General features: G+C 65.6%; 20 protein-coding genes. 10 read left to right on the forward strand and 10 right to left on the reverse strand.

What is annotated here, in order from left to right; genetic code table 11:
- Positions 1-144: 144 nt before the first annotated feature.
- From J2S97_RS19740 to J2S97_RS19755, 4 genes are read right to left on the reverse strand one after another with little or no spacing between them, the layout of a single operon-like run.
- Positions 145-915, reverse strand: a complete 771-nt coding sequence (locus J2S97_RS19740; RefSeq protein WP_307051629.1) for an ABC transporter ATP-binding protein — start codon at positions 913-915, stop codon at positions 145-147.
- The gene (locus J2S97_RS19745; protein ID WP_307051630.1) at positions 912-1940 is read right to left on the reverse strand and encodes an ABC transporter ATP-binding protein; all 1029 of its coding nucleotides are present in this window, start codon (positions 1938-1940) and stop codon (positions 912-914) included. Before J2S97_RS19745 ends, J2S97_RS19740 begins: the two co-directional genes overlap by 4 nt.
- On the reverse strand, positions 1937-2905 hold the full coding sequence (locus tag J2S97_RS19750; RefSeq protein ID WP_307051631.1) for a branched-chain amino acid ABC transporter permease: 969 nt from the start codon (positions 2903-2905) through the stop codon (positions 1937-1939). Before J2S97_RS19750 ends, J2S97_RS19745 begins: the two co-directional genes overlap by 4 nt.
- A 9-nt stretch (positions 2906-2914) precedes the next feature.
- The gene (locus tag J2S97_RS19755) at positions 2915-4198 is read right to left on the reverse strand and encodes a branched-chain amino acid ABC transporter permease (RefSeq protein WP_307051632.1); all 1284 of its coding nucleotides are present in this window, start codon (positions 4196-4198) and stop codon (positions 2915-2917) included.
- A gap of 516 nt (positions 4199-4714) precedes the next feature.
- Between J2S97_RS19755 and J2S97_RS19760 the strand changes: the two genes are divergently transcribed.
- Positions 4715-5611, forward strand: a complete 897-nt coding sequence (locus J2S97_RS19760) for a Bax inhibitor-1/YccA family protein (RefSeq protein WP_307051633.1) — start codon at positions 4715-4717, stop codon at positions 5609-5611.
- A 109-nt stretch (positions 5612-5720) separates the two neighbouring features.
- On the opposite strand, the gene J2S97_RS19765 is transcribed toward J2S97_RS19760, so the two are convergent.
- Genes J2S97_RS19765 through galT form a run of 3 tightly spaced genes read right to left on the reverse strand, consistent with a single transcriptional unit; the run spans position 5721 to position 9297 of the window.
- Positions 5721-6959 carry an acetyl-CoA C-acetyltransferase gene (locus J2S97_RS19765; RefSeq protein WP_307051634.1) on the reverse strand — a complete coding sequence of 413 codons (1239 nt, stop codon included), beginning with the start codon at positions 6957-6959 and terminating at the stop codon, positions 5721-5723.
- A 20-nt stretch (positions 6960-6979) separates the two neighbouring features.
- Positions 6980-8155: a galactokinase gene (galK, locus tag J2S97_RS19770; RefSeq protein WP_307051635.1), complete on the reverse strand. Its 1176-nt coding sequence runs from the start codon at positions 8153-8155 to the stop codon at positions 6980-6982.
- Positions 8152-9297 (reverse strand): galactose-1-phosphate uridylyltransferase, encoded by a 1146-nt coding sequence (gene galT / locus J2S97_RS19775; RefSeq protein ID WP_307051636.1) that lies wholly within the window; start codon positions 9295-9297, stop codon positions 8152-8154. Before galT ends, galK begins: the two co-directional genes overlap by 4 nt.
- 180 nt (positions 9298-9477) lie before the next feature.
- Here galT and J2S97_RS19780 point away from each other — a divergent pair, with 180 nt between their 5' ends.
- The 4 genes from J2S97_RS19780 (at position 9478) to J2S97_RS19795 (ending at position 13828) form a co-directional block, all read left to right on the forward strand.
- A complete protein-coding gene (locus J2S97_RS19780; protein ID WP_307051637.1) occupies positions 9478-10482 on the forward strand; it encodes an aldose 1-epimerase family protein in 1005 nt (334 codons plus the stop codon).
- 98 nt (positions 10483-10580) lie between these two features.
- Complete coding sequence (locus J2S97_RS19785; protein ID WP_373460600.1) at positions 10581-11945, forward strand: AI-2E family transporter; 1365 nt, start codon at positions 10581-10583, stop codon at positions 11943-11945.
- Positions 11946-11948: 3 nt separating this feature from the next.
- Positions 11949-13187 (forward strand): threonine ammonia-lyase, encoded by a 1239-nt coding sequence (gene ilvA / locus J2S97_RS19790; RefSeq protein WP_307051639.1) that lies wholly within the window; start codon positions 11949-11951, stop codon positions 13185-13187.
- A 5-nt stretch (positions 13188-13192) separates the two neighbouring features.
- Positions 13193-13828 (forward strand): rhomboid family intramembrane serine protease, encoded by a 636-nt coding sequence (locus J2S97_RS19795; protein WP_307051640.1) that lies wholly within the window; start codon positions 13193-13195, stop codon positions 13826-13828.
- An 83-nt stretch (positions 13829-13911) separates the two neighbouring features.
- Here the strand turns inward: J2S97_RS19795 and greA are convergent, their stop codons facing one another.
- Positions 13912-14406 (reverse strand): transcription elongation factor GreA, encoded by a 495-nt coding sequence (gene greA, locus J2S97_RS19800; RefSeq protein WP_307051641.1) that lies wholly within the window; start codon positions 14404-14406, stop codon positions 13912-13914.
- 202 nt (positions 14407-14608) lie between these two features.
- Positions 14609-15070 carry a DUF4307 domain-containing protein gene (locus tag J2S97_RS19805; protein WP_307051642.1) on the reverse strand — a complete coding sequence of 154 codons (462 nt, stop codon included), beginning with the start codon at positions 15068-15070 and terminating at the stop codon, positions 14609-14611.
- A 90-nt stretch (positions 15071-15160) separates the two neighbouring features.
- Here J2S97_RS19805 and mca point away from each other — a divergent pair, with 90 nt between their 5' ends.
- From mca to J2S97_RS19820, 3 genes are all read left to right on the forward strand, one after another.
- On the forward strand, positions 15161-16066 hold the full coding sequence (gene mca / locus J2S97_RS19810; protein WP_307051643.1) for a mycothiol conjugate amidase Mca: 906 nt from the start codon (positions 15161-15163) through the stop codon (positions 16064-16066).
- A gap of 66 nt (positions 16067-16132) precedes the next feature.
- Positions 16133-16531 carry a hypothetical protein gene (locus J2S97_RS19815; protein WP_307051644.1) on the forward strand — a complete coding sequence of 133 codons (399 nt, stop codon included), beginning with the start codon at positions 16133-16135 and terminating at the stop codon, positions 16529-16531.
- On the forward strand, positions 16509-18719 hold the full coding sequence (locus J2S97_RS19820; RefSeq protein ID WP_307051656.1) for a thioredoxin domain-containing protein: 2211 nt from the start codon (positions 16509-16511) through the stop codon (positions 18717-18719). The genes J2S97_RS19815 and J2S97_RS19820 overlap by 23 nt, the downstream gene beginning before the upstream one ends.
- A 9-nt stretch (positions 18720-18728) precedes the next feature.
- Here the strand turns inward: J2S97_RS19820 and trhA are convergent, their stop codons facing one another.
- Positions 18729-19400: a PAQR family membrane homeostasis protein TrhA gene (trhA, locus tag J2S97_RS19825; RefSeq protein WP_307051657.1), complete on the reverse strand. Its 672-nt coding sequence runs from the start codon at positions 19398-19400 to the stop codon at positions 18729-18731.
- A 212-nt stretch (positions 19401-19612) separates the two neighbouring features.
- Here trhA and J2S97_RS19830 point away from each other — a divergent pair, with 212 nt between their 5' ends.
- Both J2S97_RS19830 and J2S97_RS19835 read left to right on the forward strand, forming a co-directional pair.
- Positions 19613-20374 carry an isoprenyl transferase gene (locus J2S97_RS19830; RefSeq protein ID WP_307051658.1) on the forward strand — a complete coding sequence of 254 codons (762 nt, stop codon included), beginning with the start codon at positions 19613-19615 and terminating at the stop codon, positions 20372-20374.
- Between the two features lie 239 nt (positions 20375-20613).
- On the forward strand, positions 20614-22056 hold the full coding sequence (locus J2S97_RS19835; protein ID WP_307051645.1) for a PhoH family protein: 1443 nt from the start codon (positions 20614-20616) through the stop codon (positions 22054-22056).
- The last annotated feature ends 122 nt before the right edge of the window (positions 22057-22178 follow it).

Below are 22178 nucleotides of genomic sequence, written 5' to 3' on the forward strand. Positions count from 1 at the left end.
GTGCCTCGGCTACGGTCTTCCCCACCATCTATCACCGCCTGCGGAGGCACCCGGAGCCGGCACATGGCCCAGACAACCAGAAGGGCCGCCACCAACCGGTGACGGCCCTTCCACAGCCCCAGGACAGGGCTTAGAGAACAGCGCCTAGACTTCGTCCGCCAGGGTGCCGAGGTACAGCTGGATGACCTTGGGGTCCTTCATGAGCTCCCGGCCGGTGCCTGTGTACGCGTCTTTGCCCTGGTCCAGCACGTAGGCCCGGTCGCAGATCTGCAAGCAGCGGCGGGCGTTCTGCTCCACCATGATCACCGAGACCCCGGCCCGGTTGATCTCGTGGACCCGCAGGAACGTTTCATCCTGTTTGACGGGGGAGAGGCCGGCAGACGGCTCATCGAGCAGCAGGACGGCGGGCTCCATCATCAGGGCACGCCCCATGGCCACCATCTGGCGTTCACCGCCGGACAGCGAGCCGGCACGCTGGGCGCGACGCTTGGCGAGCTCAGGGAACAGGCTGGAGACGAAGTCGAACCGTTCGGCGAAATCCTTGGGCCTCTGGAACATGCCCATCTGCATGTTCTCCTCGATGGTCAGGGTGGCGAACACGTTGTTGTTCTGCGGGACGAAGCCCACACCCTTGGACACCAGTTTGTTGGCCTTGAGGCCGGTGATGTCCTGGCCCCGGACGACAACGGACCCCGAATGCACCTTCACCAGGCCGAACATCGCCTTCAACAGCGTGGACTTGCCCGCGCCGTTGGGGCCGATGATGCCGATCAGTTCGCCTTTACGGGCTTCGATGCTGCAGCCGTTCAGGATGTTGACGCCGGGGATGTAGCCCGCCACCAGGTTGGTGACCTTGACGACCGCTTCTTCCGCGGCGGTTGGTGTGGCGGCCGCTGCCGCGCTGGTGGCGCTCATTCGGTCTCCTTCTTCCTGGGTTCGGTTTCGTCCGGCTCTCCGGCGACGACGTCGATGGCAATGATGCCGGCGTCTTCGGTGCCGACGATTGACTCCTCGTCGGCCACCAGTTCTGCTGCCAGCTCCTTGATGCCTTCAGCGTCGCCCAGGTCCACATCGTGGTGGGCGCCCAGGTACGCGTCGATCACCGCAGGGTTCTTCATGACGTCGACCGGCGGGCCCTCGGCAACGATCTTGCCTTCGGCCATGACCACCACCCAGTCGGCAATGTGGCGCACCATGTTCATGTCGTGCTCCACGAAAAGCACCGTCATGCCTTCCGCCTTGAGGTTCTTGATGTGGTCCAGGAGGGACTGGGTCAGTGCCGGGTTGACGCCTGCCATGGGCTCATCCAGCATGACCAGCTTGGGCCTGACCATCAGCGAACGCGCCATTTCGAGGAGCTTGCGCTGGCCTCCGGATAGCGATGCTGCGTAGTCGTCCTTCTTCACGTCCAGCTTGAACTTCTCCAGCAGGACGTTCGCCTGGGCGGTGATCTCCTTTTCCCGGCCGCCCCAGAGGCCCTTGAACAGGGCCTTGGAGAGCCGCTCACCGGGCTGTTCCGAACCACCCAACCGCATGTTTTCCATCACGGTGAGCTTGCCCATGACCTTGGTCAGCTGGAACGTGCGCACCATGCCCATCCGGGCCACCTTGTAGGGGGAGACGCCGGCGAGGCTGTTGCCTTCGAACTGCCACTTGCCCGAGTTCGGCATATCAAAGCCGGTGAGGAGGTTGAACAGGGTGGTCTTGCCTGCACCGTTGGGTCCGATCAGGGCGGTGATTTTGTGCCGGGGGATCTCGAGGTACTCGACGTCGACGGCGTTGATGCCGCCGAAGCTGCGGGTCACGTTTTCGGCTACGACGATGGGGTCCCGCTTCTTGCAACCGGGAGTCGCTTCTCCGGCGGCGATCGGCCGGGAGTCCGTCATGTAGTCGATTTTTTCGGTATTGCCTTCTGTGGGCACATTTAATTGTTCGCTCATGCGAATGCCAGCTCCTTCTTATTGCCAAAGACACCCTGCGGCCTGAAGATCATCAGCAGCATTAGGGCGACACCGACCAGAATGTAGCGCAGCTGACCGGCCTGGACGGTGTTCAGCCAGGTCACGGCGCCGGATTCAATCAGGCCGTACAGGATGCCTTGGGTAAGGGACAGCACGACCCAGAAAATCATGGCGCCCACTACCGGGCCCAGGACGGTACCGAGTCCGCCCAGAAGCAGGACCGTGTACAGGAAGAAGGTCAGCTCCGTCCCGTAGTTTGCGGGCTGGACCGCACCGCGGGGAAGGGTGAAGACCATCCCGGCCAGGGCGCCGAGGACGCCGCCGATGACCAGCGCCTGCATCTTGTAGGCGTACACGTTCTTACCGAGCGAACGGACGGCGTTCTCATCCTCGCGGATGCCCTTGAGGACACGTCCCCACGGGCTGCGCATCAGGAGCCACACAAGCGTGCAGCAGACGATGACAAGGCCCCAGCCGACTACGCGGATGAAGAAGTCCCTGTTGTTCATGCCGAGATAAGAGCCTTCGGGGAACGGGTTCATGGCATAGAACCCTCCTTCGAAGGCGGCCAGGCCGTTGGCGGAACCCGTCACGGAGGTCAGCTGGTTGGTGGTGACGATATAGCGGACGATTTCCGCGGCGGCGATGGTGACGATGGCCAGATAATCAGCGCGCAGGCGCAGGGTTGGAATACCCAGCAGCAGGGCGAAGATCGACGAGCAGACGACGGCGATGAGCAGGCCGATAAAGAACGGCACCCCGAAGCTCAGCGTGGAGATGGCGAAGCCGTAGGCGCCCACCGCCATGAAGCCGGCCTGACCGAAGTTCAGCAGGCCGGAGTAGCCGAAGTGAACGGCGAGGCCGAGGGCGGCAAGCGCGTACGCCGCCGTCGTCGGGCTGAACAGTTCACCGGCAGCGCTGGAAAAAATAAATCCGAAGTCCATGGCTGTCTCCTAACCCACGCGCTCGCGACGGCCCAGGATGCCCTGCGGCCGGAACAAGAGGACAACAATCATGATGAACAGTGCTCCCACGTATTTGAGGTCGGCGGCGAGGCCGAACACGGTGGTCAGCTCCACGAAGATGCCGACGATGACGGATCCGATCAGTGCGCCGAATACGGTCCCAAGCCCGCCAAGGGTCACACCCGCAAAGATGAGCAGCAGGATCTGTGAACCCATGTCGAACGTCACTCCCGGCCGGTAGTAGGCCCAGAGGATGCCGCCGAGGGATGCCAGCATGCCGCCGGCGACCCAGACAATCCGGATCACGTTGTCGACGTCGATGCCGGAGGCTGCCGCGAGGGCAGGATTGTCGGCGACCGCGCGGGTCGCCTTGCCCAGCCGGGTCTTCAGCAGGACGATGCCGATCAGGGTGATCACGACGGCACTGATGATGAGCGACCACAGATTGTTGGGCGAGATGGAGACGGGCCCGATCTGGATCTCAGTGCTTTGTGCGTACGGCAGCTGTTGGGTGGATCCGCCGAAGTAGAACTGAATGACGTAACGGACTGCCAGTGCGAGCCCGATGCTGACGATCATCATCGGCACCAGGCCGGTCCCGCGGCGGCGCAGAGGTTTCCACAGGCCTGCGTCCTGGACGTAACCGAACAGGCCACCGCCCAGCAGGGCGAGGACGATCGCCAGCCAGAACGGAAGGTTCATGGCATTGAAGGCGAAGACCAGGACTGCGCCGAAGGTGACCATTTCACCATGGGCAAAGTTGGTGAGCCCCGTGGTTCCGAAGATCAGCGAGAGCCCCACGGCGGCCAGCGCCAGCAGAAGGCCGAAGCTGAGTCCGGCCACGAGCCTGTTGAGCAGGTTCTGGCCGAAGTCCTGTTGCTGGACGACGATGCCTTCGCCGAAGGCGAAGATCACGGAGAGATTGGAAGTCTGGCTGAAGGTGACGGTACGTGGGTTTTCCTGGCCGTCGGCGAGCCTGATGCCTTCGGGGAGGGTGGATTCGTCCAGCTCCACTTCATAGGTGCCCTGGACCGGGACTCCGATGGTCCAGGAACCGTTGGCGCCTGATGTTGCGGTCCCGGTGAAATCGCCGCTTTTGGCGGTGATCGTAACGTCAGCGATAGGTGCGCGGGCATCGTCCCGCAGGAAGCCGCTGATGCTGTTCTGGAACTGCTGGTTCGACGGGGATGGTGTCGGCGAGGGGGTGGTGGCCTGCGATGCCGGGGCAACGACGAGCAGAATTGCGACTACGGCGGCAAAAATAGCCCCCACTGCCTTCAGCAATCCGCCGCGCCGTCTGTGCGACAGGCCTCTCGGTGTGCTTCTCAAAATGAAAACCTCCACATGGGGGTGGTCTGGGTTGCGCCTTTACAACCACTGCGAACGGAGCAGGGGACCGATCGTGGCGCCAAATATGCGGTAGACAAACCGGATATCTTGTGATGTTGGTCACCCTGCTTGGGCTTATGTTACAGCTAGCAGACACCAAAGAAGCCCCGTGTAGGCACGCCTAAGATAGCGATCGGATAACAACCGTGAAGCACTGCCTGAGAATTAATTCAGTTCAGCTAAAGAAAACTTTTGTTGAGTCTGCGTGTCCCTAAACAGTCGCGCGCCTGCTGGCGGTGACGCGGGGCCAGCGAAACGTCCCTTCGCGGCGGTGGCCCATGTCACGGTTGGGTTTCGGGTGGCCCTCCGGGGGAACTATCCCTGCCGCCCGCACGTGGAAATTGGTACCTTGAACTATAAGGATCACCACCTACCCCCTTTATTTGGAGGACACCCGCAATGGCACTTGGCGGAAACCCGATCTTCAACGGAAAGAATTTCCGTGGAGCCACCCAGGCACCGCCTGTTCCGCAGGCTCAGTACGGCCAGAACCCCTACGGCCAGGCCCCGGGACGCGCGCCCGGGCAGGTCATGGACGCGCGGGGCGCCTGGATGGCCCAGCAGCAAAACATGACCCATGATCAGCTGCAGCAGATGTACAACCAGCCGGCAGCCGGCCCGGCCGAAACCGGGCGGATGACCTTTGACGACGTCATCATCAAGACGGCTGCGTGCCTCGGCGTGCTGATGGCCGGCGCGGCTGTCACGCTCTTCGTGAGCATGCCGCTGGCCTCGTTGCTGATGATCGTTGGCGCCCTGGGCGGCTTCGTCCTGGCTCTCGTCAACACGTTCAAAAAGCAGCCCTCACCCGCGCTGATCCTGGCGTACGCCGGGCTGGAAGGCCTCTTCCTCGGCGGGCTCACCCGCGTCCTAGACACCATGTACCCGGGCGTCGGGCTGCAGGCAGTGATCGGCACCCTGTCCGTCTTCGCCGTGACGCTGCTCCTGTTCAAGAGCGGCAAGGTTCGCGCCACGCCCAAGGCCATGAAGTTCTTCCTGATCGCCATGGTCGGTTACGCCCTGTTCTCCGTGGTGAACCTGGTCATGATGATGACGGGCCTGACGACTGAACCGTTCGGCCTGCGCAGTGGAATTATTGGCGTCGTCATCGGCATCCTGGCCATCGGCCTCGCCGCGTTCTCCCTGGTCATGGACTTCACCAGCATCGACGAAGGTGTCCGCAACGGTGCACCGGAGCGGTTCTCCTGGACCGCTGCTTTCGGCCTCACGGTGACCCTCGTGTGGCTGTATGTGGAGATCATCCGCCTGCTGGCGATCCTCCGCGGCGACGAATAGAACCCAAGCCGGCGAACGCCGTCGTGCTGTAGCTGGAAAGGCCCCGCCAAACGGCGGGGCCTTTCCCTTTGGCGGCGCGTTCCCTCGTTGGCCCCGATTCTCTTTCGGGTCAGCTAAGCCGCTCGAAAATTACCGCCATTCCCTGGCCGCCGCCAACACAGAGCGTGGCGAGCCCGAGAGTTGCATCGCGCTCCCGGAGTCCGTTCAGCAGCGTGGTGGTCATGCGGGCTCCGGTCATGCCGAACGGATGCCCGAGGGCTATGGCCCCGCCGTGGACGTTGAGCCTGGCATGATCGATGCCGAGTTCACGGGCGCTGGCCACCACCTGCACTGCGAACGCCTCGTTGAGTTCCACGAGGTCGATGTCCCCGATTCCCAGCCTGGCCCGCTCCAGCGCCACTCGGGTGGCTTCGACGGGGCCCATGCCCATGAGTTCGGGGGAGAGGGCGCTGACGCCTGTGGACACAATCCGTGCCAGCGGCTCCAGCCCCAGTTCACGGGCACGGTCATCGCTCATCACCACGACGGCGGCGGCCCCGTCATTCAGCGGACACGCGTTGCCGGCGGTCACCGTCCCCCCGCTGCGGAAGACGGGCTGGAGGGCGGCAACTGCCTCAAGGGTGACTCCGGTCCGAGGGGAGTCGTCCTGCTCCACGATGGTGCCGTCACGGCGTGTGTACGGGGTGATTTCGCGGGCAAAGAATCCCGAGGCGATGGCGGACTCCGCCCGGTTCTGGCTCAGGACCGCCCACGCATCCTGCTCGGCCCTGCTGATCCCGTAGGTGGTGGCCACGTTCTCCGCGGTCTGTCCCATTGCGATGTAGATGTCCGGCATGCGGCCGCCCAGCCGCGGATCGGTCCACGGCGTGTTGGATGCTGCCCGCGCCTGGGTACGCCGCCGGGCCGGGTCGAAAAGCGGATTGTGGGTGCCAGCGTCGGTTTCGCCGGCCCCGGCCCAGTTCGGATACCGGGACACGGCCTCGACGCCGGCAGCCACGAACGCATCCCCTTCGCCCGCCTTGATGGCGTGGAAGGCCATACGGATGGTCTGCAGGCTGGAGGCGCAGAACCGGTTGATCGTGGCGGCCGGGACGCCGTCCAGGCCCGCGAGGATGGTGACCACCCTGGCCATGTTGGAGCCCGCTTCGCCGCTCGGTTCGGCACAGCCAAGGTAGAGGTCGTCCAGGCCCCTGCCGTCCCCGCCATGGGGGTCGAAGGACGGGATCTTGTCCAGGGCGGCCGTGACCATTGCCGCGGCAAGGTCATCCGGCCGCTCGTCCTTCAGGGACCCCTTGAAGGCGCGTCCGATCGGGCTTCTGGCGGCGGAAACAATGACGGCTTCTGACATGCGCCCAGCCTACGCCCGAGCTACACGAGCCGCATCGCCCCGGCCGCCGGGGTAACGGTGAAGATGTCCGGCTTCCGGTACCCTGCGCGGGAGAAGGCCAGTTCGACGGCGGTGCGCACCTGCTGCTCCGCGGACACCGGGGTGAGGGCGATTGCCGCGCCGCCGAATCCGCCGCCCGTCATGCGCGCGCCGATCGCTCCGCTGGAGCGGGAGGTGTCCACGGCAAGGTCCAGTTCGGGACACGAAATCTCGAAGTCGTCCCGCATGGAACGGTGGCTGGCATCGAGCAGGGGCCCGATGGCGCCCGGCCCGGCAGTGCCGAGCAGTTCCACGGTCTGCAGGACACGGTCGTTCTCGGTGACGACGTGGCGGACCCTGCGGAACGTGACTTCGTCCAGGAGGCCGCCGGCTTCGTCAAGGTCCTCGACGCCAACGTCGCGGAGCGCCTTGACGCCCAGCACTTCGGCACCGAGCTCGCAGGATGCGCGGCGCGAGGCATAGCCGCCGTCGGCGTGTGAATGGGAGACTTTCGTGTCGATGACCAGCAGGACCAGCCCGGCCGGTTCGGTCTCGAACGGGACGAGGCGGACACTCTGGTCCCTGCAGTCGAGGAAGACGGCATGGTCCTTGGCGCCGCGCAGCGACGCGGACTGGTCCATGATGCCCGTGGGCGCTCCCACGAAGTCGTTCTCGGCCAGCTGGGTGGCCAGCACCATCTCTTCGTCCTTCAACCCGGCGCCCGTCAGGTCGTTGAGGGCGGAGATGACGGCGCACTCAATGGCATGGGACGAAGAGAGCCCGGCACCGAGGGGCACGTCGGAATCCAGCAGCAGATCCAGGCCCGGCACCTCAATGCCGCGTTCCTGCAGCGCCCAGATGACGCCGAGCGGGTACTTGGTCCAGCCCTTGGCCCGGGGGCCGTCCAGCGCCGCAGTGTCCGCCGTCGTCATGCCCTGGTCGCCGTACGTTGACAACAGCCGGAGCGTTGAATCGGGACGGGCCCGGACCGCAACCCGGGCTGTCCTGTCGATGGCGAACGGGAGGACGAAACCGTCGTTGTAGTCGGTGTGCTCGCCGATCAGGTTTACGCGGCCAGGCGCCTGCCAGACACCGTCCGGGGCAGAACCGAAGGCGTCCTGGAACCGTGCTGCGAGGTCGCTGCTGCTCAGGTCGCCATTGCTGAGTGGGGCGGTCATGCGTGTGCGCCTTCCGGGATTGGATTGAGTACTGAAGCGGGAACGGTAACGGTGCGTAGCCGCTCCGCGACCAGTTCGGGGGTGGTGTCGTTAATGAAAGCACCCATGGCCGCCTCGGAGCCGGCCAGGTATTTGAGCTTATCCTCCGCCCGGCGGGGGGAGGTGAGCTGCAGGTGGAGGTAGCCTGCCGGGCGCAGGAGCTCATCGAGCGGAGCCTGGTGCCAGGCCGAGATGTAGGGAGTGGGCGTCGGGTAGAGGGCATCGAGCCGCTTGAGCAGATCCAGGTACACGTGCGCCAGTTCGTCTTTCTCTTCTCCGCTGAGCGCGGCGAGGTCCGGCACCTGGCGGTGCGGAACCAGGTGCACTTCCAGCGGCCAGCGGGCCGCGAACGGGACGTAGGCGCTGAAGTTCTCGCCTTCAAGGACCATGCGGCTTCCGTCCTCGCGTTCCGAGCGCAGGAGGGAACCGGTCAGCGTCTGCCGGCCGTCGCCGTCGTCGTAAAATTTCCGCGCGGCTGCTCCCATCACTGCGGCGCGCGGCGTGACGTAGGGGTAGGCGTAGATCTGGCCGTGCGGGTGGTGGAGGGTCACGCCGATGTCTGCGCCGCGGTTCTCGAACGGGAACACCTGCTGGATGCCCGGCAGCGCGTTGAGGGCCCCGGTGCGGTGCGCCCAGGCCTCCACGACGGTGCGTGCCCGCGTTTCACTCAGCCCGCTGAAGGAGCCGGTGTGCTCCGGGGTGAAGGACACCACTTCGCAACGGCCGAAGGCCGTGCCGGAGGTTCCCCAGCCGGCGTTGCCAGGAACCGGCCCAAGCGCCGGTCCCAGCGAGGGAAAGCGGTTCTCGAAGACGACGACGTCGTAGTCCGGCGCCGGGATCTCCGACGGGTTGGCCGGCGTCGTCGGGCAGATGGGGCACTGGTCGGCCGGGGGCAGGTGCGTGCGGCTCTGGCGGTGCGCCGCCACGGCCACCCACTCGCCGGTGAGGGCATCAAACCGGACTTCACCCGGCTCGCTCCTGGCAGGCAGCTCCCGGCGGTCGGGGGTCTCCTCGGGCGTGCGGGTGCTCTTTCCGGGCGTGGCGTCATCGAAATAGAGCAGCTCCCGGCCGTCGGCGAGGTTGGTGCTGGTGATGTGTGTCATACGTCTTGTCCTTTGCGAGCGGCTGCCATCGGAGCCCTGCCCTCCCGGGCGGAACGGCTGGCATTTCCAATTCTCCCATAAAGCGATCAAAAAGAAATAGTTTCGAACAAAAGTTAACATAGTCGCTTTGGATGGTTCCGGAGGATGAGGCGGCAGGCGTGAGCAGGTACGGTGGTGCCCATGACTTCGAGCAGCCCTCATTCCCGCCACAGCGACGCCGCCGCAGGCAAAACCGCAGCCGGCTCAAGCAATGCCGAAACCGGCGCGGCAGCCGGCGCGCCCCGCCGCTTTGCGTCCGGCCGGCAGTATGAGCTCCGCCGCGGTGATGCCCTGGCAGTGGTGACGGAGCTGGCCGCCGGCCTGCGGCTCTACACGCGCGGCGACGTCCAGCTGACGGAAACGTACGGGGACGCGGACATCCCGCCGGGAGCCACCGGCATTACGCTGGCGCCGTGGGCCAATCGGGTGGAAGGCGGCGTCTGGTACCTGGACGGCAAGAAGCAGCAGCTGGACATCACCGAGGTGTCCCGGAACAACGCCAGCCATGGCCTTCTGCGCAACGCCTCGTACGGGCTCGTGGACGAGTCCGAGTTTTCAGTGACGCTGGAAGCCCCCATCTTCCCCCAACACGGGTACCCTTTCCTGGTCCGGCACCGTGTGCAGTATGAGTTGGCCGAGGACCTGGGCCTGGTGGTCCGCCAGACGCTGGTCAACGATTCCCAGGCGTCCGCCCCCTTCGTCCTCGGGTCCCACCCCTACCTTAGGATCGGCGATGTACCGGCCGAGGATTTGGTCCTTACGGTGGGCGCCGGCAGCCGGCTCGTTGCCGACGAACGCCTCATACCCCGCAGCGTGGAACCCGTCAGCGGGGATGTGGACCTTCGCGCCGGCCGGACGGTTGCGGACCTGGATATCGACGTCGCCTACACTGACCTGACGCTCGACGGCGGCGTGGCGCGCCAAACGCTGCAGGCGTCCGACGGCCGCAGCGTGGGCCTTTGGCAGGACGAAACGTGCGGTTACGTCCACGTCTTCGTCACGGACAAGTTCCCCGGCAGGCCAAAGGCTGTGGCAATCGAACCCATGACCGGTCCGGCGAATGCGTTCAACAGCGGCGACGGCCTGCGCTGGCTGGCGGCGGGGGAGTCCTTCACCATGACCTGGGGCATCAGCGCGTCCCTCTAGTCCGGCGCTTCCAGGCCCCCTTGCCTGAAGTCCCGTGCCGGGGTGGATGGTGGCCGTGGCGGTTTCCCATCGGGGCTCAGCTGGGGAAGTATAAGGCTATGACGCCAGCTGAGGACGCCGCATCAAACCATAGCCGCGATGCTCAACCCGCTGCTAAAACAGTAGGGTTGCCCGACGCCGCAGCGGCCGCACCCGCGCCTCCGTTGCGGGTGCTGACCGACCGCGAACTGGACCAGGACATTCCCTACGGTGTGCGGATCGCTGCCTCGTGGGCTTGGCGGCTGGGGCTCATTCTCCTGGTCAGCGCCGCGCTGATCTGGCTGCTGAGTAAAATCAGCTTCCTTATCATCCCGGTGATGGTGGCAGCCCTGTTGGCTGGCTTGCTGAGCCCCATCACACGCTGGCTCAGGGGCCGGCGGGTCCCGAACGGCGGCGCCGTCGCCATCACGGTGCTGGGCTTCCTCGGCCTCATCGGCGGCTCCCTGGCGCTCGTGGGGCGGCAGCTTGTCCGGGGATTCAGTGAACTGTGGAGCGAAGCGCTGACAGGGATCCAGCAGATCCAGGGCTGGCTCGCGGAAGGTCCGCTTCACCTGACAGCCGCCCAAATCGACCGGTATCTGCAGGAAGCCACCGCCGCGCTGCAGAACAACAGCAGCAGCATCCTCAGCGGCGCCCTGTCGTTCGGAAGCACCGCGGGTCACTTTGCCGCGGGACTGATCCTGGCGTTGTTCATCCTGATTTTCTTCCTCCTTGAAGGTGACCGGATATGGGGCTTCCTGGTCCGGCTGCTACCAAGGAAAGCCCGCGCCGCCACGTTCGGTGCAGGCCGCAAGGGCTGGACGTCGATGGTCAGCTACGCCCGCATCCAGATGTTCGTGGCTTTTGTGGACGCCGTGGGAATCGGCGCCGGTGCCGCCATCATCGGAGTTCCGCTGGCGCTCCCGCTGGGTGTGCTGGTCTTTATGGGCTCCTTTATCCCCATCGTGGGCGCCCTCGTCACCGGAGCTGTGGCTGTGCTCCTCGCCCTCGTGGCCAACGGCTGGGTCAACGCGCTGATCATGCTGGGGATCGTGCTGCTGGTCCAGCAGTTGGAGAGCCACATCCTGCAGCCGCTCGTTATGGGCAAGGCAGTGGCCCTGCACCCGGTGGCGGTCATTCTGTCCGTGGCGGCCGGTTCCTACCTCGCCGGCATCCCGGGCGCACTCTTTTCGGTGCCCATCCTGGCCGTAGCAAACTCGGCGATTCGATATATTGCTGCCAGAACGTGGGAACATGAAGGAGTGCTGGCGGCGGCGGGCCCGGGTGTAACCGGGGACTCCGAATCCAGCCAAGACAACACCTTCAAGGATGTCTACCTTCCCGGTGCGAATCCGGGACGCGGCAATGGAGCCGCACAGTCAACGGGTACTCCCGCCGGACATGCCGGCCCGGACGCCCAAGCCGAATTCCCCAAAGGAGACTAGTTCGTGAAAACCCTCAATAGCCTGCCCGTCACGCTGGACAATGTCCTGGAGGCGCAGAAGCTGCTTGAGGGGATTATTACGCGGACTCCGGTGGAATCCTCCCGTGCGCTGGGCAGCATGGTGGGTGGCGACGTCTTCTTCAAGTGCGAAAACCTCCAACGGGCGGGCTCGTTTAAGGTCCGTGGCGCCTACGTCCGCATGGCCAAGCTTGCGGCCGAGGAGAAAAAGCGCGGCGTGGTGGCGGCATCGGCCGGAAACCATGCCCAGGGCGTCGCCGTGGCGGCGAAGAGCCTGGGTATCAAGGCCCGCATCTACATGCCGCTGGGTGTGGCCCTGCCCAAGCTGGCGGCCACCCGCAGCCACGGTGCCGAGGTGATCCTTCACGGGCACAACGTGGACGAGGCACTCGCGGAAGCCCAGCGCTATGCCGATGAGACCGGTGCCGTCTTTGTCCACCCGTTCGACAACGTGGACGTTGTTGCCGGCCAGGGCACGGTAGGGCTGGAAATCCTGGAGCAGATCCCCAACGTGGACACCATCCTGATGGGTGTCGGCGGCGGCGGGCTGCTGGCCGGCGTGGCGGTCGCGGTGAAGGCAAGGGCCAGGGAGCTGGGCCGGGACATCCGGATCATCGGCGTCCAGGCCGAAAACGCTGCGGCCTACCCGCCGTCGCTCGCCGCGGACGCCCTGGTGCCGTTGAAGAGGGTCTCCACCATGGCCGACGGCATTGCAGTGGGACGCCCGGGCCAGCTGCCGTTCAGCATCATCCGCGAACTCGTGGACGATGTGGTGACGGTCAGCGAGGATTCCCTCGCCCGTGCGCTGATCTTCCTGCTCGAACGCGCCAAGATGGTGGTGGAACCGGCCGGCGCCGTGGGCGTCGCGGCCCTGATGGACGGCAAGATCGAGAATCCCGGCACCACGGCCGTGATCCTCTCCGGCGGCAACATCGACCCCATGCTTATGCTCAAAGTGATCCAGCGGGGTCTTTCGGCGGCAGGCCGTTACATGACGGTCCGCATGATGCTGGATGACCGTCCCGGTTCGCTGGCCACCATCGCCCGGATCATCGCTGAGAACGACGCCAACGTCACAGGCCTGGACCACACCAGGGTGGGCGGTTCCATCAGCATGGGAGACGTATCCATCACCGTCAACCTGGAGACGAAGGGCCATGAGCACTGTGAGCAGGTTCTGGGCGCACTCCGCGCCGAGGGGTTCCAGCCGATTGTGGTTCACTAGGGGCCATGGTGCTTGACGCTTCGGGGGGACAACCGCAAACGAGGCATACCCCTGCCGCACGCGCTCAGGGCGGGCTGCTGGTGCTGGGCCTGTTCGTCGTGCTCCTGTTCGCGATCGAGCTGGTCAACGCGGCCACGTTCCATTCCCTGAACAGGACCTTTGGCCTGCGGCCGCGCAGCGCCGACGGCCTGCTGGACATCCTCACGTTCCCGCTGTTCCACGCCAACCTCGGCCACGTGGCCTCCAACGCGCTGCCGCTCATCATTTTCGGCTTCCTCGTTTTTATGTCCGGGCTCAGGGTCTTCCTCACGGCGGTGGCCTTCAGCTGGTTCGGCTCAGGAACGCTGGTGTGGCTGATCGGCGGCTGGGGGATCACGGTTGGCGCGTCAGGCCTGGTCTTTGGCCTTTTCGCGTTCCTGCTGGTCCGCGGGTTCTTCAACCGCAACTGGTGGCAGATAGCGCTGTCAGTGGTGCTGTTCCTCACCTATGGCGGAATCCTTTTCGGCATCCTCCCCGGCGTGGCGGGCTTTGTCTCCTGGCAGGCTCACCTGGGCGGTGCTCTCGGCGGCGTCGCCGCGGCCATGCTGCTGAAGCCCCGGCGCGTTCCGCAGGAACGCCAGGCTACGGAAAGAAAGTCTTAACGAACGACGCCGGCCGTCCCCGCGAAGGGGAGGGCCGGCGTCGTTCGGTTTAGGCTATTGCCACGGTTCCGGAGCTGGAGCCCCTAGCCTGCGTACGGCTTGGCGGAGATGATCTCCACCGTGATGTCCTTGCCGTTCGGTGCAGTGTAGCTGAGCTTGTCGCCCTCTTTGTGGCCCACGATGGCCGCACCCAAAGGGGACTTTTCACTGAAGACGTCAAGGTCCGAGTCGCCCGCGATCTCGCGGGAGCCGAGCAGGAACGTCTCCTCGTCGCCGGCGATCCTTGCAACGACGATCATTCCGGGCTCGACAATTCCGTCGTCGGCCGGGGACTCGCCCACGTGGGCGTCACGGAGCAGAACCGTAAGCTGGCGGATACGGGCCTCGATCTTGCCCTGCTCCTCCTTGGCGGCGTGGTATCCGCCGTTTTCCTTGAGGTCGCCTTCCTGGCGTGCAGCTTCGATTTTCTGGACGATTTCCGCCCGGCCGGCGCCGGAGAGGTGGTCCAGCTCTGCCTTCAGGCGGTCAAAAGCTTCCTGGGTAAGCCAAGCTGCAGTTGCGCTGTTGGTGGTAGACACGGACTTCTCCTTTTTCGTGGTCAAACAAGTTTGAGATCAAACAAGCAAAGACCCCGCCACGGTGGCCACTTGTGGGACTCAGTAACCAGCTCAGCGGGGTAAAGGTATTGATCCATTGTAGTCAATGCAGTGGACAAACCAAAGAAGGCCTGCGGCGTGGGTCACAGGCGGCGGCCGGAAGCGGGCCGGGAAAGGCGGCGGGCTACTTGTCCGCGTCCGGAATCCAGCAGCTGTCCACCACTCCGGAAACCGAGAGGGACTCCGTCCGCACCACCGCGCGGTGGGCTGTGGTGCGTCCGCCGTCGGCGGTGGCGTCAGCCGGGTTCGGCCCGATATCAACGACTTTCCAGCCGACCACGGCGAACTTGGAGTCCAATGCCTTGACGGCACATTTGACACTCGTAGCGGGATCCTTGGTGACCTGGAAGTCGATCTCCGCCTGGGTGGCGTCCGTGGTGCTGTAGCCGATGTCCTTGAACGTCACGGTTTCGGTGTTCAGAGAAGTGGAGATCCACGCCATGAAACCTATTCCGGCAGCAAGCGCAGCTATTCCGATGTTTCGCTTCGCCTTCCGGGAAAGGGCACGCTTTTGGCCCCCGTATCGATTGGCTAGGGTGGTAGTTGCCGGCGCGGAATCGGCCGGCTGATCCTCGGAAGTCACCATTCCAGTTTAGTGTGGATCCGAAGGGGATAATTCCGTCTCCGCAGCCGTTGGCCTGCAACCTTGAAATCCGAAGAAAGTGAGCCGTTTCAGATGACAGCGTCCGCAAGCCAGACAAAGCCGCTCCGCCTGCTGGCCGTTCACGCTCACCCTGATGACGAATCGAGCAAGGGCGCAGCCACCATGGCGATGTACGCCGCGGCTGGTGTCGACGTGATGGTGGCCACCTGCACGGACGGATCGCGGGGCGATATCCAGAACCCCGCCGTGGAGAACGAGCCGCACCCCAGGCGCGACATGGCCGGGGCCCGGCGCCTCGAAATGGACAATGCCGCCCGGGTGCTGGGCATCCGCCAGCGCTGGCTCGGATTTGTGGATTCCGGCCTGCCCGAGGGCGACCCGCTTCCGCCGCTCCCGCCGGGCTCGTTCGCCCTCCAGCCGCTGGAACGGGCCGCCGCTCCGCTGGTCAGGCTGGTGCGCGATTTCAAGCCGCAGGTGATCCTGAGCTACGACGAAAACGGCGGCTATCCACACCCGGACCACATCATGGCCCACCGCGTGGCGGTCGAGGCCTTCGAAGCCGCCGGCGATCCGGCGCGGTACCAGGGAATAGGCGAGCCCTGGGCGCCGAGCAAGCTCTACTACGACCGTGCCTTCAGCCCCGAACGGTTCCGCGCACTCCATTTCGCCCTGGAAGAGGCGGGCCTGCAGTCGCCCTACGCCGAACGTCTGGCAGCGTGGCTTGAGGCTGACGCCGAAGGCCACACAGCGCCGGCCCCGACGCACCCCACCACCACGCAGATTGACTGCGGGGACTATTTCGAAGCCCGGGATGATGCGCTCCGCGCCCACCGGACCCAGGTGGATCCGCTGGGATTCTTCTTCGCCGTGTCCCCGGACATGCAGCGCCGTGCGTGGCCCTGGGAGGACTACACCCTGATCCAGTCCCGGGTTCCCGTGGAACTGCCGGAAAAGGATCTCTTCGCAGGGCTAAGATAGAGCCAAGCCCATTTCTATGTCCCGTAGAAGTCAGGGCCCTCAATACGCTCCACAGAAGGTTTAACCGTGCATCACTTGCTCATCGCCCTCGCGACGGCCCCGGCACCGAGCCCCACGCCGTCCCTGCGCCCGGGCCTCTCGGAAGACCAGGTGACTCCGGGCACGTGGGGTTTCATCATGACGGCCTTCTTTGTCCTGGCCACCACGCTGCTGATCGTGGATATGGTGCGGCGCATCCGCCGCGTCCGCTACCGCGCACAGGTGGAGGAAGAGCGCATGGCTGCAGCAATGGCCGCCGCAGAACAGGACATGCTTGAGGTGCCCGGAACCGGCGACGCCGCAACGCATCCTGCCGGCACGCAGGCTTCGGACACACAGCCTGCCGGCACCCAGGCTTCCGGCACGCAGGGCGGCGCCGAGTCCCGGACGGAACCAGACGGTGATGAAGGCCGCGGACGCAGCTAGCGGCGGAGCCGGCCAGAGGCGGGCCGGCACGGCGCCGCCCGGGGCATCCAATGCCCTTGGCGGGGAACCTTCCGCCTACTTGAGGCAGCACGCCGGCAACCCGGTCCACTGGCGGCCGTTCGGCGATGAAGCCTTCGGCTTCGCCGCGGCGCGCGACGTCCCCGTCTTCCTGTCCATCGGCTACGCCGCATGCCACTGGTGCCACGTGATGGCGCATGAATCGTTCGAGGACCAGGAAACAGCGGACTTCCTCAATGCCAACTTCGTGGCCATCAAGGTGGACAGGGAAGAGCGTCCGGACGTGGACGCCGTCTACATGGCCGCAACCCAGGCCATCAGCGGCGAAGGCGGCTGGCCGATGTCCGTCTTCCTGACGCCGGACGGACGCGCCTTCCATGCCGGAACCTACTTCCCGCCCCGGCCCATGCCCGGCCGGCCCTCGTTCCGGCAGGTGCTTGAGGCGGTCCGCGATGCCTGGCTTGAACGGCGCGAGGGCGTCGAACAAAACGCCGAGTCGCTGGCACGGGGGATGGCCGAATCCCAACTTGCGGCCGCTGTCCAGTTGACGGGTACGCCGGATCCCGTGGATGCGGACCTGCTCGCCGAGGCAGTCCAAGTCCTGGCCCGCTCCGAAGACCCGCACGACGGCGGATTCGGCACCGCGCCGAAGTTCCCGCCGTCGCCCGTGCTGGAATTCCTGGTCCGGCACGCTGCTGTGGCATCGGATACCGCGGATGCGGCCAGGGACATGGCGGGCCGGACGCTCGCCGCGATGTCCCGGTCCGCGCTTTTCGACCAGCTGGACGGAGGCTTTGCCCGCTACTCCGTCACGCGTGACTGGTCCGTGCCGCACTTTGAAAAAATGCTCTACGACAACGCCCAACTGCTGCGTGCCTACGTCCACTGGGTCCGGCTCGGAGGCGACGCCGTGTACCCCGCCGGGGAAGCCGCGGACGTTGCCACGCGCACCGCGGACTGGATGATCGCGGCGCTTGGCGTCGACGGTGCAGGGCATGTGGAGGCTTTCGCCTCATCGCTGGACGCCGACACTGTGGTGGAAGGCAAGCACCACGAGGGGGCCAGCTATCTCTGGACTCCGGCGGAACTGCAGGAAGTCCTGGGACCTGAAGACGGCGACGCTGCGGCGCGGCTGATGAATGTCCGGGCCGAGGGTACCGTGACGGCGTCGGCTTCGCCGCTGCATCCGGGACGCCGGCTCGACGATGCCGGGAGTGTCCTGTGGGACCGGATCCGGCCGCGCCTCCTGGCCGCGCGTAGCGCGCGTCCGCAGCCCGCCAGGGACGACAAAGTGGTAGCCGGCTGGAACGGGCTGGCCGTCGCGGCGCTTGCCGAAGCAGGGGCCGTCCTGGACCGTCCCGGCCTCGTGGCTGCAGCCGAGCGGGCTGCCGCTTACCTTGAGCGGGTCCACTGGCGGGGTCCGGACGCCAGGGACCAGGGCGTGGAACCCGGCACCCTGGTGCGGGTGTCGCATGCCGGCCAGGCGAGGGGGATCGGCGGCCTGCTCGAAGACTACGCCTTCTGCGTTGACGGGCTCCTGACCCTGTACGGCGTCACAGGTGCTGAACGGTGGTACCGGCTGGCCGAATCCATCCTGGCGGCCGCCTGCCTGCGGTTCGCGGCGGACGGAACACTGGTGGACACTGCCGGGGAGTCCTCGCAGGTGTTCAACGCGCAGGGGCGCCGGGCCGGCCTTGAACCCTTCGACAACGCCACACCCAGCGGCGCGGCCGCATTTGCCGGCGCCCTGCTGAGCTACTCGGCTCTCTCCGGTTCCACCGACCACCGGATCATGGCGGGCAACATTCTTACGCTGCTCCCGCCGCTGGCAACGCGCGCGCCCCGGGCGGCTGGCTGGCTCCTGGCTACGGCGCAGGCCGCGCTTGCGGGCCCTGTGGAGGCCGCCGTCGTCGGACCTGCCGGTCCGGCCCGGGCGGCACTCCACCGTGCCGTCCTGCTGTCCGCTAGCCCCGGGCTGGTGGTTGCGGTGACGCCCGATGCCGGGGCGTTGCCCGCTGGTCCTGTCCCGTCCGCCGTGCCGCTGCTGGAGGGCAGGACGGCGGCGCCCGACGGCTCGCCGCAGGTGTTCCTCTGCCGCGGGATGGTGTGCGAACGCCCGGTGGGAACCGAGGCGGAACTGCTGGAGCGCCTGGCTGCGATGGCCGGATGACGTACTGCCTCAGGCGGGGCGGCTGAGGACCGCGATGGCGATGGCGATGAAGTGTGCGGCAAAGGCGAACACGGTGAACGCGTGGAAGAGTTCGTGGAAGCCAAAGTGCTCATAGCTGAAGTTTGGCTTCTTGAGCGCGTAAAAAACGGCCCCGGCTATGTAGAGGGCGCCGCCCACGCAGATCAGGACGGCTGCGGCAATGCTGGCCGCGAAGAAGTCCGGCAGGTAGAACAGGGCGCCGCAGCCCAGGGCGATGTAGATCGGCACGTAGAGCCAGCGGGGGGCGTGTGTCCACAGCAGCCGGAACAGAACGCCCAGGATGGCTCCGGACCAGATGACCCACAGCAGCACCACGGCCTTGGGACGTTCCAGCAGGGCCCACGCCAGCGGCGTGTAGCTCCCCGCGATCACCAGCATGATGTTGGTGTGGTCGAGGCGCTTGAGAACGATCCTGACGCCGGGCGACCAGTTCCCCCGGTGGTACACGGCGCTGATCCCAAACAGCAACACCCCGGTCACAGCGTAGACGGCAGAGGCGATTTTCAGGTCGGCAGTGGGGGCCAGCAGGATCAGGACAAGCCCTGCAGCCAAAGCCAACGGTGCGGTGACGGTGTGGATCCAGCCACGCCATTTCGGCTTGATCATCAAGAGTTCCGCGATGCGGACCGCCGCATCATCCATCGGGCTTGAATTCCGGCCGCGCCCTGCTCCCGACCCCGGGTGGGGCGTATTGCTTTCCATTGCTCAAGAATAAACTACGTACCAGTAAGTTACTTCCGAGTAACCCTTGGGCGGGCCGAATGACGCGACGCCGTGCACCGTGTGCCGGTTGCGGGCGGGTAGCCTAGGAATGCACTGCCGTCGTACATCAAGGAAGTCAGGTGAGTCTCCGGATGGAGTGGCCCGGGATCCTCTATGGCTTCTATGAACGCAAGCTCCTGCGCTCGCTGGACAAGGACCGAATCCCCAGACACATCGGCGTGATGGTGGACGGCAACCGCCGCTGGGCCAAGCAGTTCAACGCGCCCACCAGCCAAGGACACCAGGCGGGGGCCGACAAGATCCACGAGTTCCTCGGCTGGTGCCAGGAGCTGGGCGTCAAGGTGGTCACGCTCTACATGCTCTCCACCGACAATATGAGCCGTTCCGGCGAAGAGCTGGACCTGCTGATGGGCATCATCGCCAACACCCTTGACCGGCTGGATGAGGATGAGGACATCTCCGTCCACGCCATGGGAGCACCGGAACTGCTTCCCGACTACCTGGCCGAAAGGCTCAACAAGCTCACGGCACGGACCCCGGCACATGAGAAAATCCACGTCAACGTTGCCGTGGGCTACGGCGGACGCCGTGAAATCGTGGACGCCGTCCGGGAACTCCTTCACGACGCCGTTGCCCGGGGCAAGGACATCGGCAAGCTCGCGGACGAACTCACCGTTGATGACATCTCGCGGTTCCTGTACACCCGGGGGCAACCGGATCCGGACCTCGTGATCCGAACGTCCGGGGAGCAACGGCTGTCCGGCTTCCTGATGTGGCAAAGCGCCTACAGCGAGTTCTACTTCTGCGAGGCGCTCTGGCCTGCCTTCCGCAAAGTGGATTTCCTGCGGGCCCTGCGCGACTACGCGGGCAGGCAGCGGCGCTTCGGCTCCTGACACTGCCGGTTCACGTGGAGTTCACGAGACCGCAACAAGAATCGCCGGAGAATGGTTTGGGAAACAAAGCCGCGGGGAATTACGTTGATTCCATTAGCAGGCAAAATGCCGGCTAATCGGGGAGGCCAGTACATGGAGCGGATTTTCGCACCGGATGTATGGGAGGCCGGAACCGGCCTCGCGGCCGATCCGCCTCACCTATAACATATCCGGGCGTGCGCCCCGGGGCTGGAGTCGATGTGGCTATTTCTGAACAACTGCCCGACGTCATTTCCGACCAGGGAGAGAAAGCTACCTCTCGCGCCAAGCGAGCCACCTCACAGACCGGTGCAGCGAATCATCACGCTGCGGCCGGTCTTGCTGTATCCGGCGAAAGTGCCGGGACGGACGACACTGTGTGGACCTTTGTCATCGACACCTCGGTTTTGCTCTCGGACCCGCGCGCGCTGCTGCGTTTCGCGGAACACGAAGTCATTGTCCCGATCGTGGTCATCACGGAGCTTGAGGGCAAACGGCACGACCCCGAGCTGGGATACTTCGCCCGCAAGGCTCTGAGGCTCCTGGACGATCTCCGTGTCCAGCACGGCGGACTGGACCGTCCCATTCCGCTGGGCGACGACGGCGGCACCCTCGTGGTGGAGATGAACCACATTTCCGCCGAGGTGCTGCCCGCGGGCTTCCGCGGCGGGGACAACGACAGCCGGATCCTCGCCGTCGCGAAGAACCTCGCCAACGAGGGCCGCAACGTCACGGTGGTCTCCAAGGACCTGCCAATGCGCGTCAAGGCCTCGGCCATGGGACTGCTCGCCGACGAGTACCGCAACGAACTGGTGAAGGATTCCGGCTGGACCGGGGTGGCCGAGGTCGAAGCAAGCGAGGAGGAGGTTTCCACCCTCTACGGCCATGAGCCCGTCTTCATTCCGGCGGCGGCAGAGATGCCCGTCAACACCGGCCTGGTGCTTCTCTCGAACCGGGGTTCCGCCCTGGGCCGGGTGGGCGCGGACAAACAGGTCCGGCTGGTCAAGGGGGACCGCGACGTCTTCGGGTTGCACGGCCGTTCCGCGGAGCAGCGGCTGGCCATCGACATGCTCATGGACCCGTCCGTTGGCATTGTGTCGATCGGCGGCCGTGCGGGCACCGGAAAGTCCGCCCTGGCGCTTTGTGCCGGCCTTGAGGCAGTCCTGGAACGCCGCGAACACCGAAAGGTGATCGTCTTCCGGCCGCTGTACGCGGTGGGCGGGCAGGAACTCGGCTATTTGCCCGGCTCCGAAGCAGAGAAAATGAACCCATGGGCGCAGGCAGTCTTTGACACCCTCGGAGCCCTGGTCAGCCAGGAAGTTGTCGAGGAAGTAATGGACCGCGGAATGCTGGAAGTCATGCCGCTGACGCACATCCGCGGCCGCTCGCTCCATGATGCGTTCGTGATCGTTGATGAGGCGCAGTCGCTCGAGAAGAACGTGCTCCTGACGGTGATGAGCCGGATCGGCCAGAACTCGAAGATCGTCCTGACCCACGACGTCGCCCAGCGCGACAACCTGCGGGTGGGCCGGCACGACGGCGTTGCCGCCGTGGTCGAAACCCTCAAGGGGCACCCGCTCTTCGGGCACATCACCCTCACCCGGTCCGAGCGCTCGCCGATCGCGGCACTCGTCACTGAACTGCTTGAAGGGGCAGAAATCTAGGCTGGATCTGTGCAGAAGGGGCGGGGGGGGGGGGGGGGGCCCCCCCCCCCCCCCCCCCCGCCCCCCCCCCCCCCCCCCCCACCACGGCCGCGGGGCGCGGGCGGGCCCCCACACCCGCGGGC

Origin of the sequence: Arthrobacter oryzae, assembly GCF_030812315.1 — a bacterium.
Classification (GTDB): Bacteria; Actinomycetota; Actinomycetes; order Actinomycetales; family Micrococcaceae; genus Arthrobacter; species Arthrobacter oryzae_B.

What these genes read in the sequence shown, in the direction of transcription:
- J2S97_RS19740 (WP_307051629.1), bottom strand. Translation starts at nt 915, where the DNA reads ATGAGCGCCACCAGCGCGGCAGCGGCCGCCACACCAACCGCCGCGGAA.
- J2S97_RS19745 (WP_307051630.1), bottom strand. Translation starts at nt 1,940, where the DNA reads ATGAGCGAACAATTAAATGTGCCCACAGAAGGCAATACCGAAAAAATC.
- J2S97_RS19750 (WP_307051631.1), bottom strand. Translation starts at nt 2,905, where the DNA reads ATGGACTTCGGATTTATTTTTTCCAGCGCTGCCGGTGAACTGTTCAGC.
- J2S97_RS19760 (WP_307051633.1), top strand. Translation starts at nt 4,715, where the DNA reads ATGGCACTTGGCGGAAACCCGATCTTCAACGGAAAGAATTTCCGTGGA.
- J2S97_RS19765 (WP_307051634.1), bottom strand. Translation starts at nt 6,959, where the DNA reads ATGTCAGAAGCCGTCATTGTTTCCGCCGCCAGAAGCCCGATCGGACGC.
- galK (WP_307051635.1), bottom strand. Translation starts at nt 8,155, where the DNA reads ATGACCGCCCCACTCAGCAATGGCGACCTGAGCAGCAGCGACCTCGCA.
- galT (WP_307051636.1), bottom strand. Translation starts at nt 9,297, where the DNA reads ATGACACACATCACCAGCACCAACCTCGCCGACGGCCGGGAGCTGCTC.
- J2S97_RS19780 (WP_307051637.1), top strand. Translation starts at nt 9,478, where the DNA reads ATGACTTCGAGCAGCCCTCATTCCCGCCACAGCGACGCCGCCGCAGGC.
- J2S97_RS19785 (WP_373460600.1), top strand. Translation starts at nt 10,581, where the DNA reads ATGACGCCAGCTGAGGACGCCGCATCAAACCATAGCCGCGATGCTCAA.
- J2S97_RS19795 (WP_307051640.1), top strand. Translation starts at nt 13,193, where the DNA reads ATGGTGCTTGACGCTTCGGGGGGACAACCGCAAACGAGGCATACCCCT.
- J2S97_RS19805 (WP_307051642.1), bottom strand. Translation starts at nt 15,070, where the DNA reads ATGGTGACTTCCGAGGATCAGCCGGCCGATTCCGCGCCGGCAACTACC.
- mca (WP_307051643.1), top strand. Translation starts at nt 15,161, where the DNA reads ATGACAGCGTCCGCAAGCCAGACAAAGCCGCTCCGCCTGCTGGCCGTT.
- J2S97_RS19820 (WP_307051656.1), top strand. Translation starts at nt 16,509, where the DNA reads ATGAAGGCCGCGGACGCAGCTAGCGGCGGAGCCGGCCAGAGGCGGGCC.
- trhA (WP_307051657.1), bottom strand. Translation starts at nt 19,400, where the DNA reads ATGGATGATGCGGCGGTCCGCATCGCGGAACTCTTGATGATCAAGCCG.
- J2S97_RS19830 (WP_307051658.1), top strand. Translation starts at nt 19,613, where the DNA reads ATGGAGTGGCCCGGGATCCTCTATGGCTTCTATGAACGCAAGCTCCTG.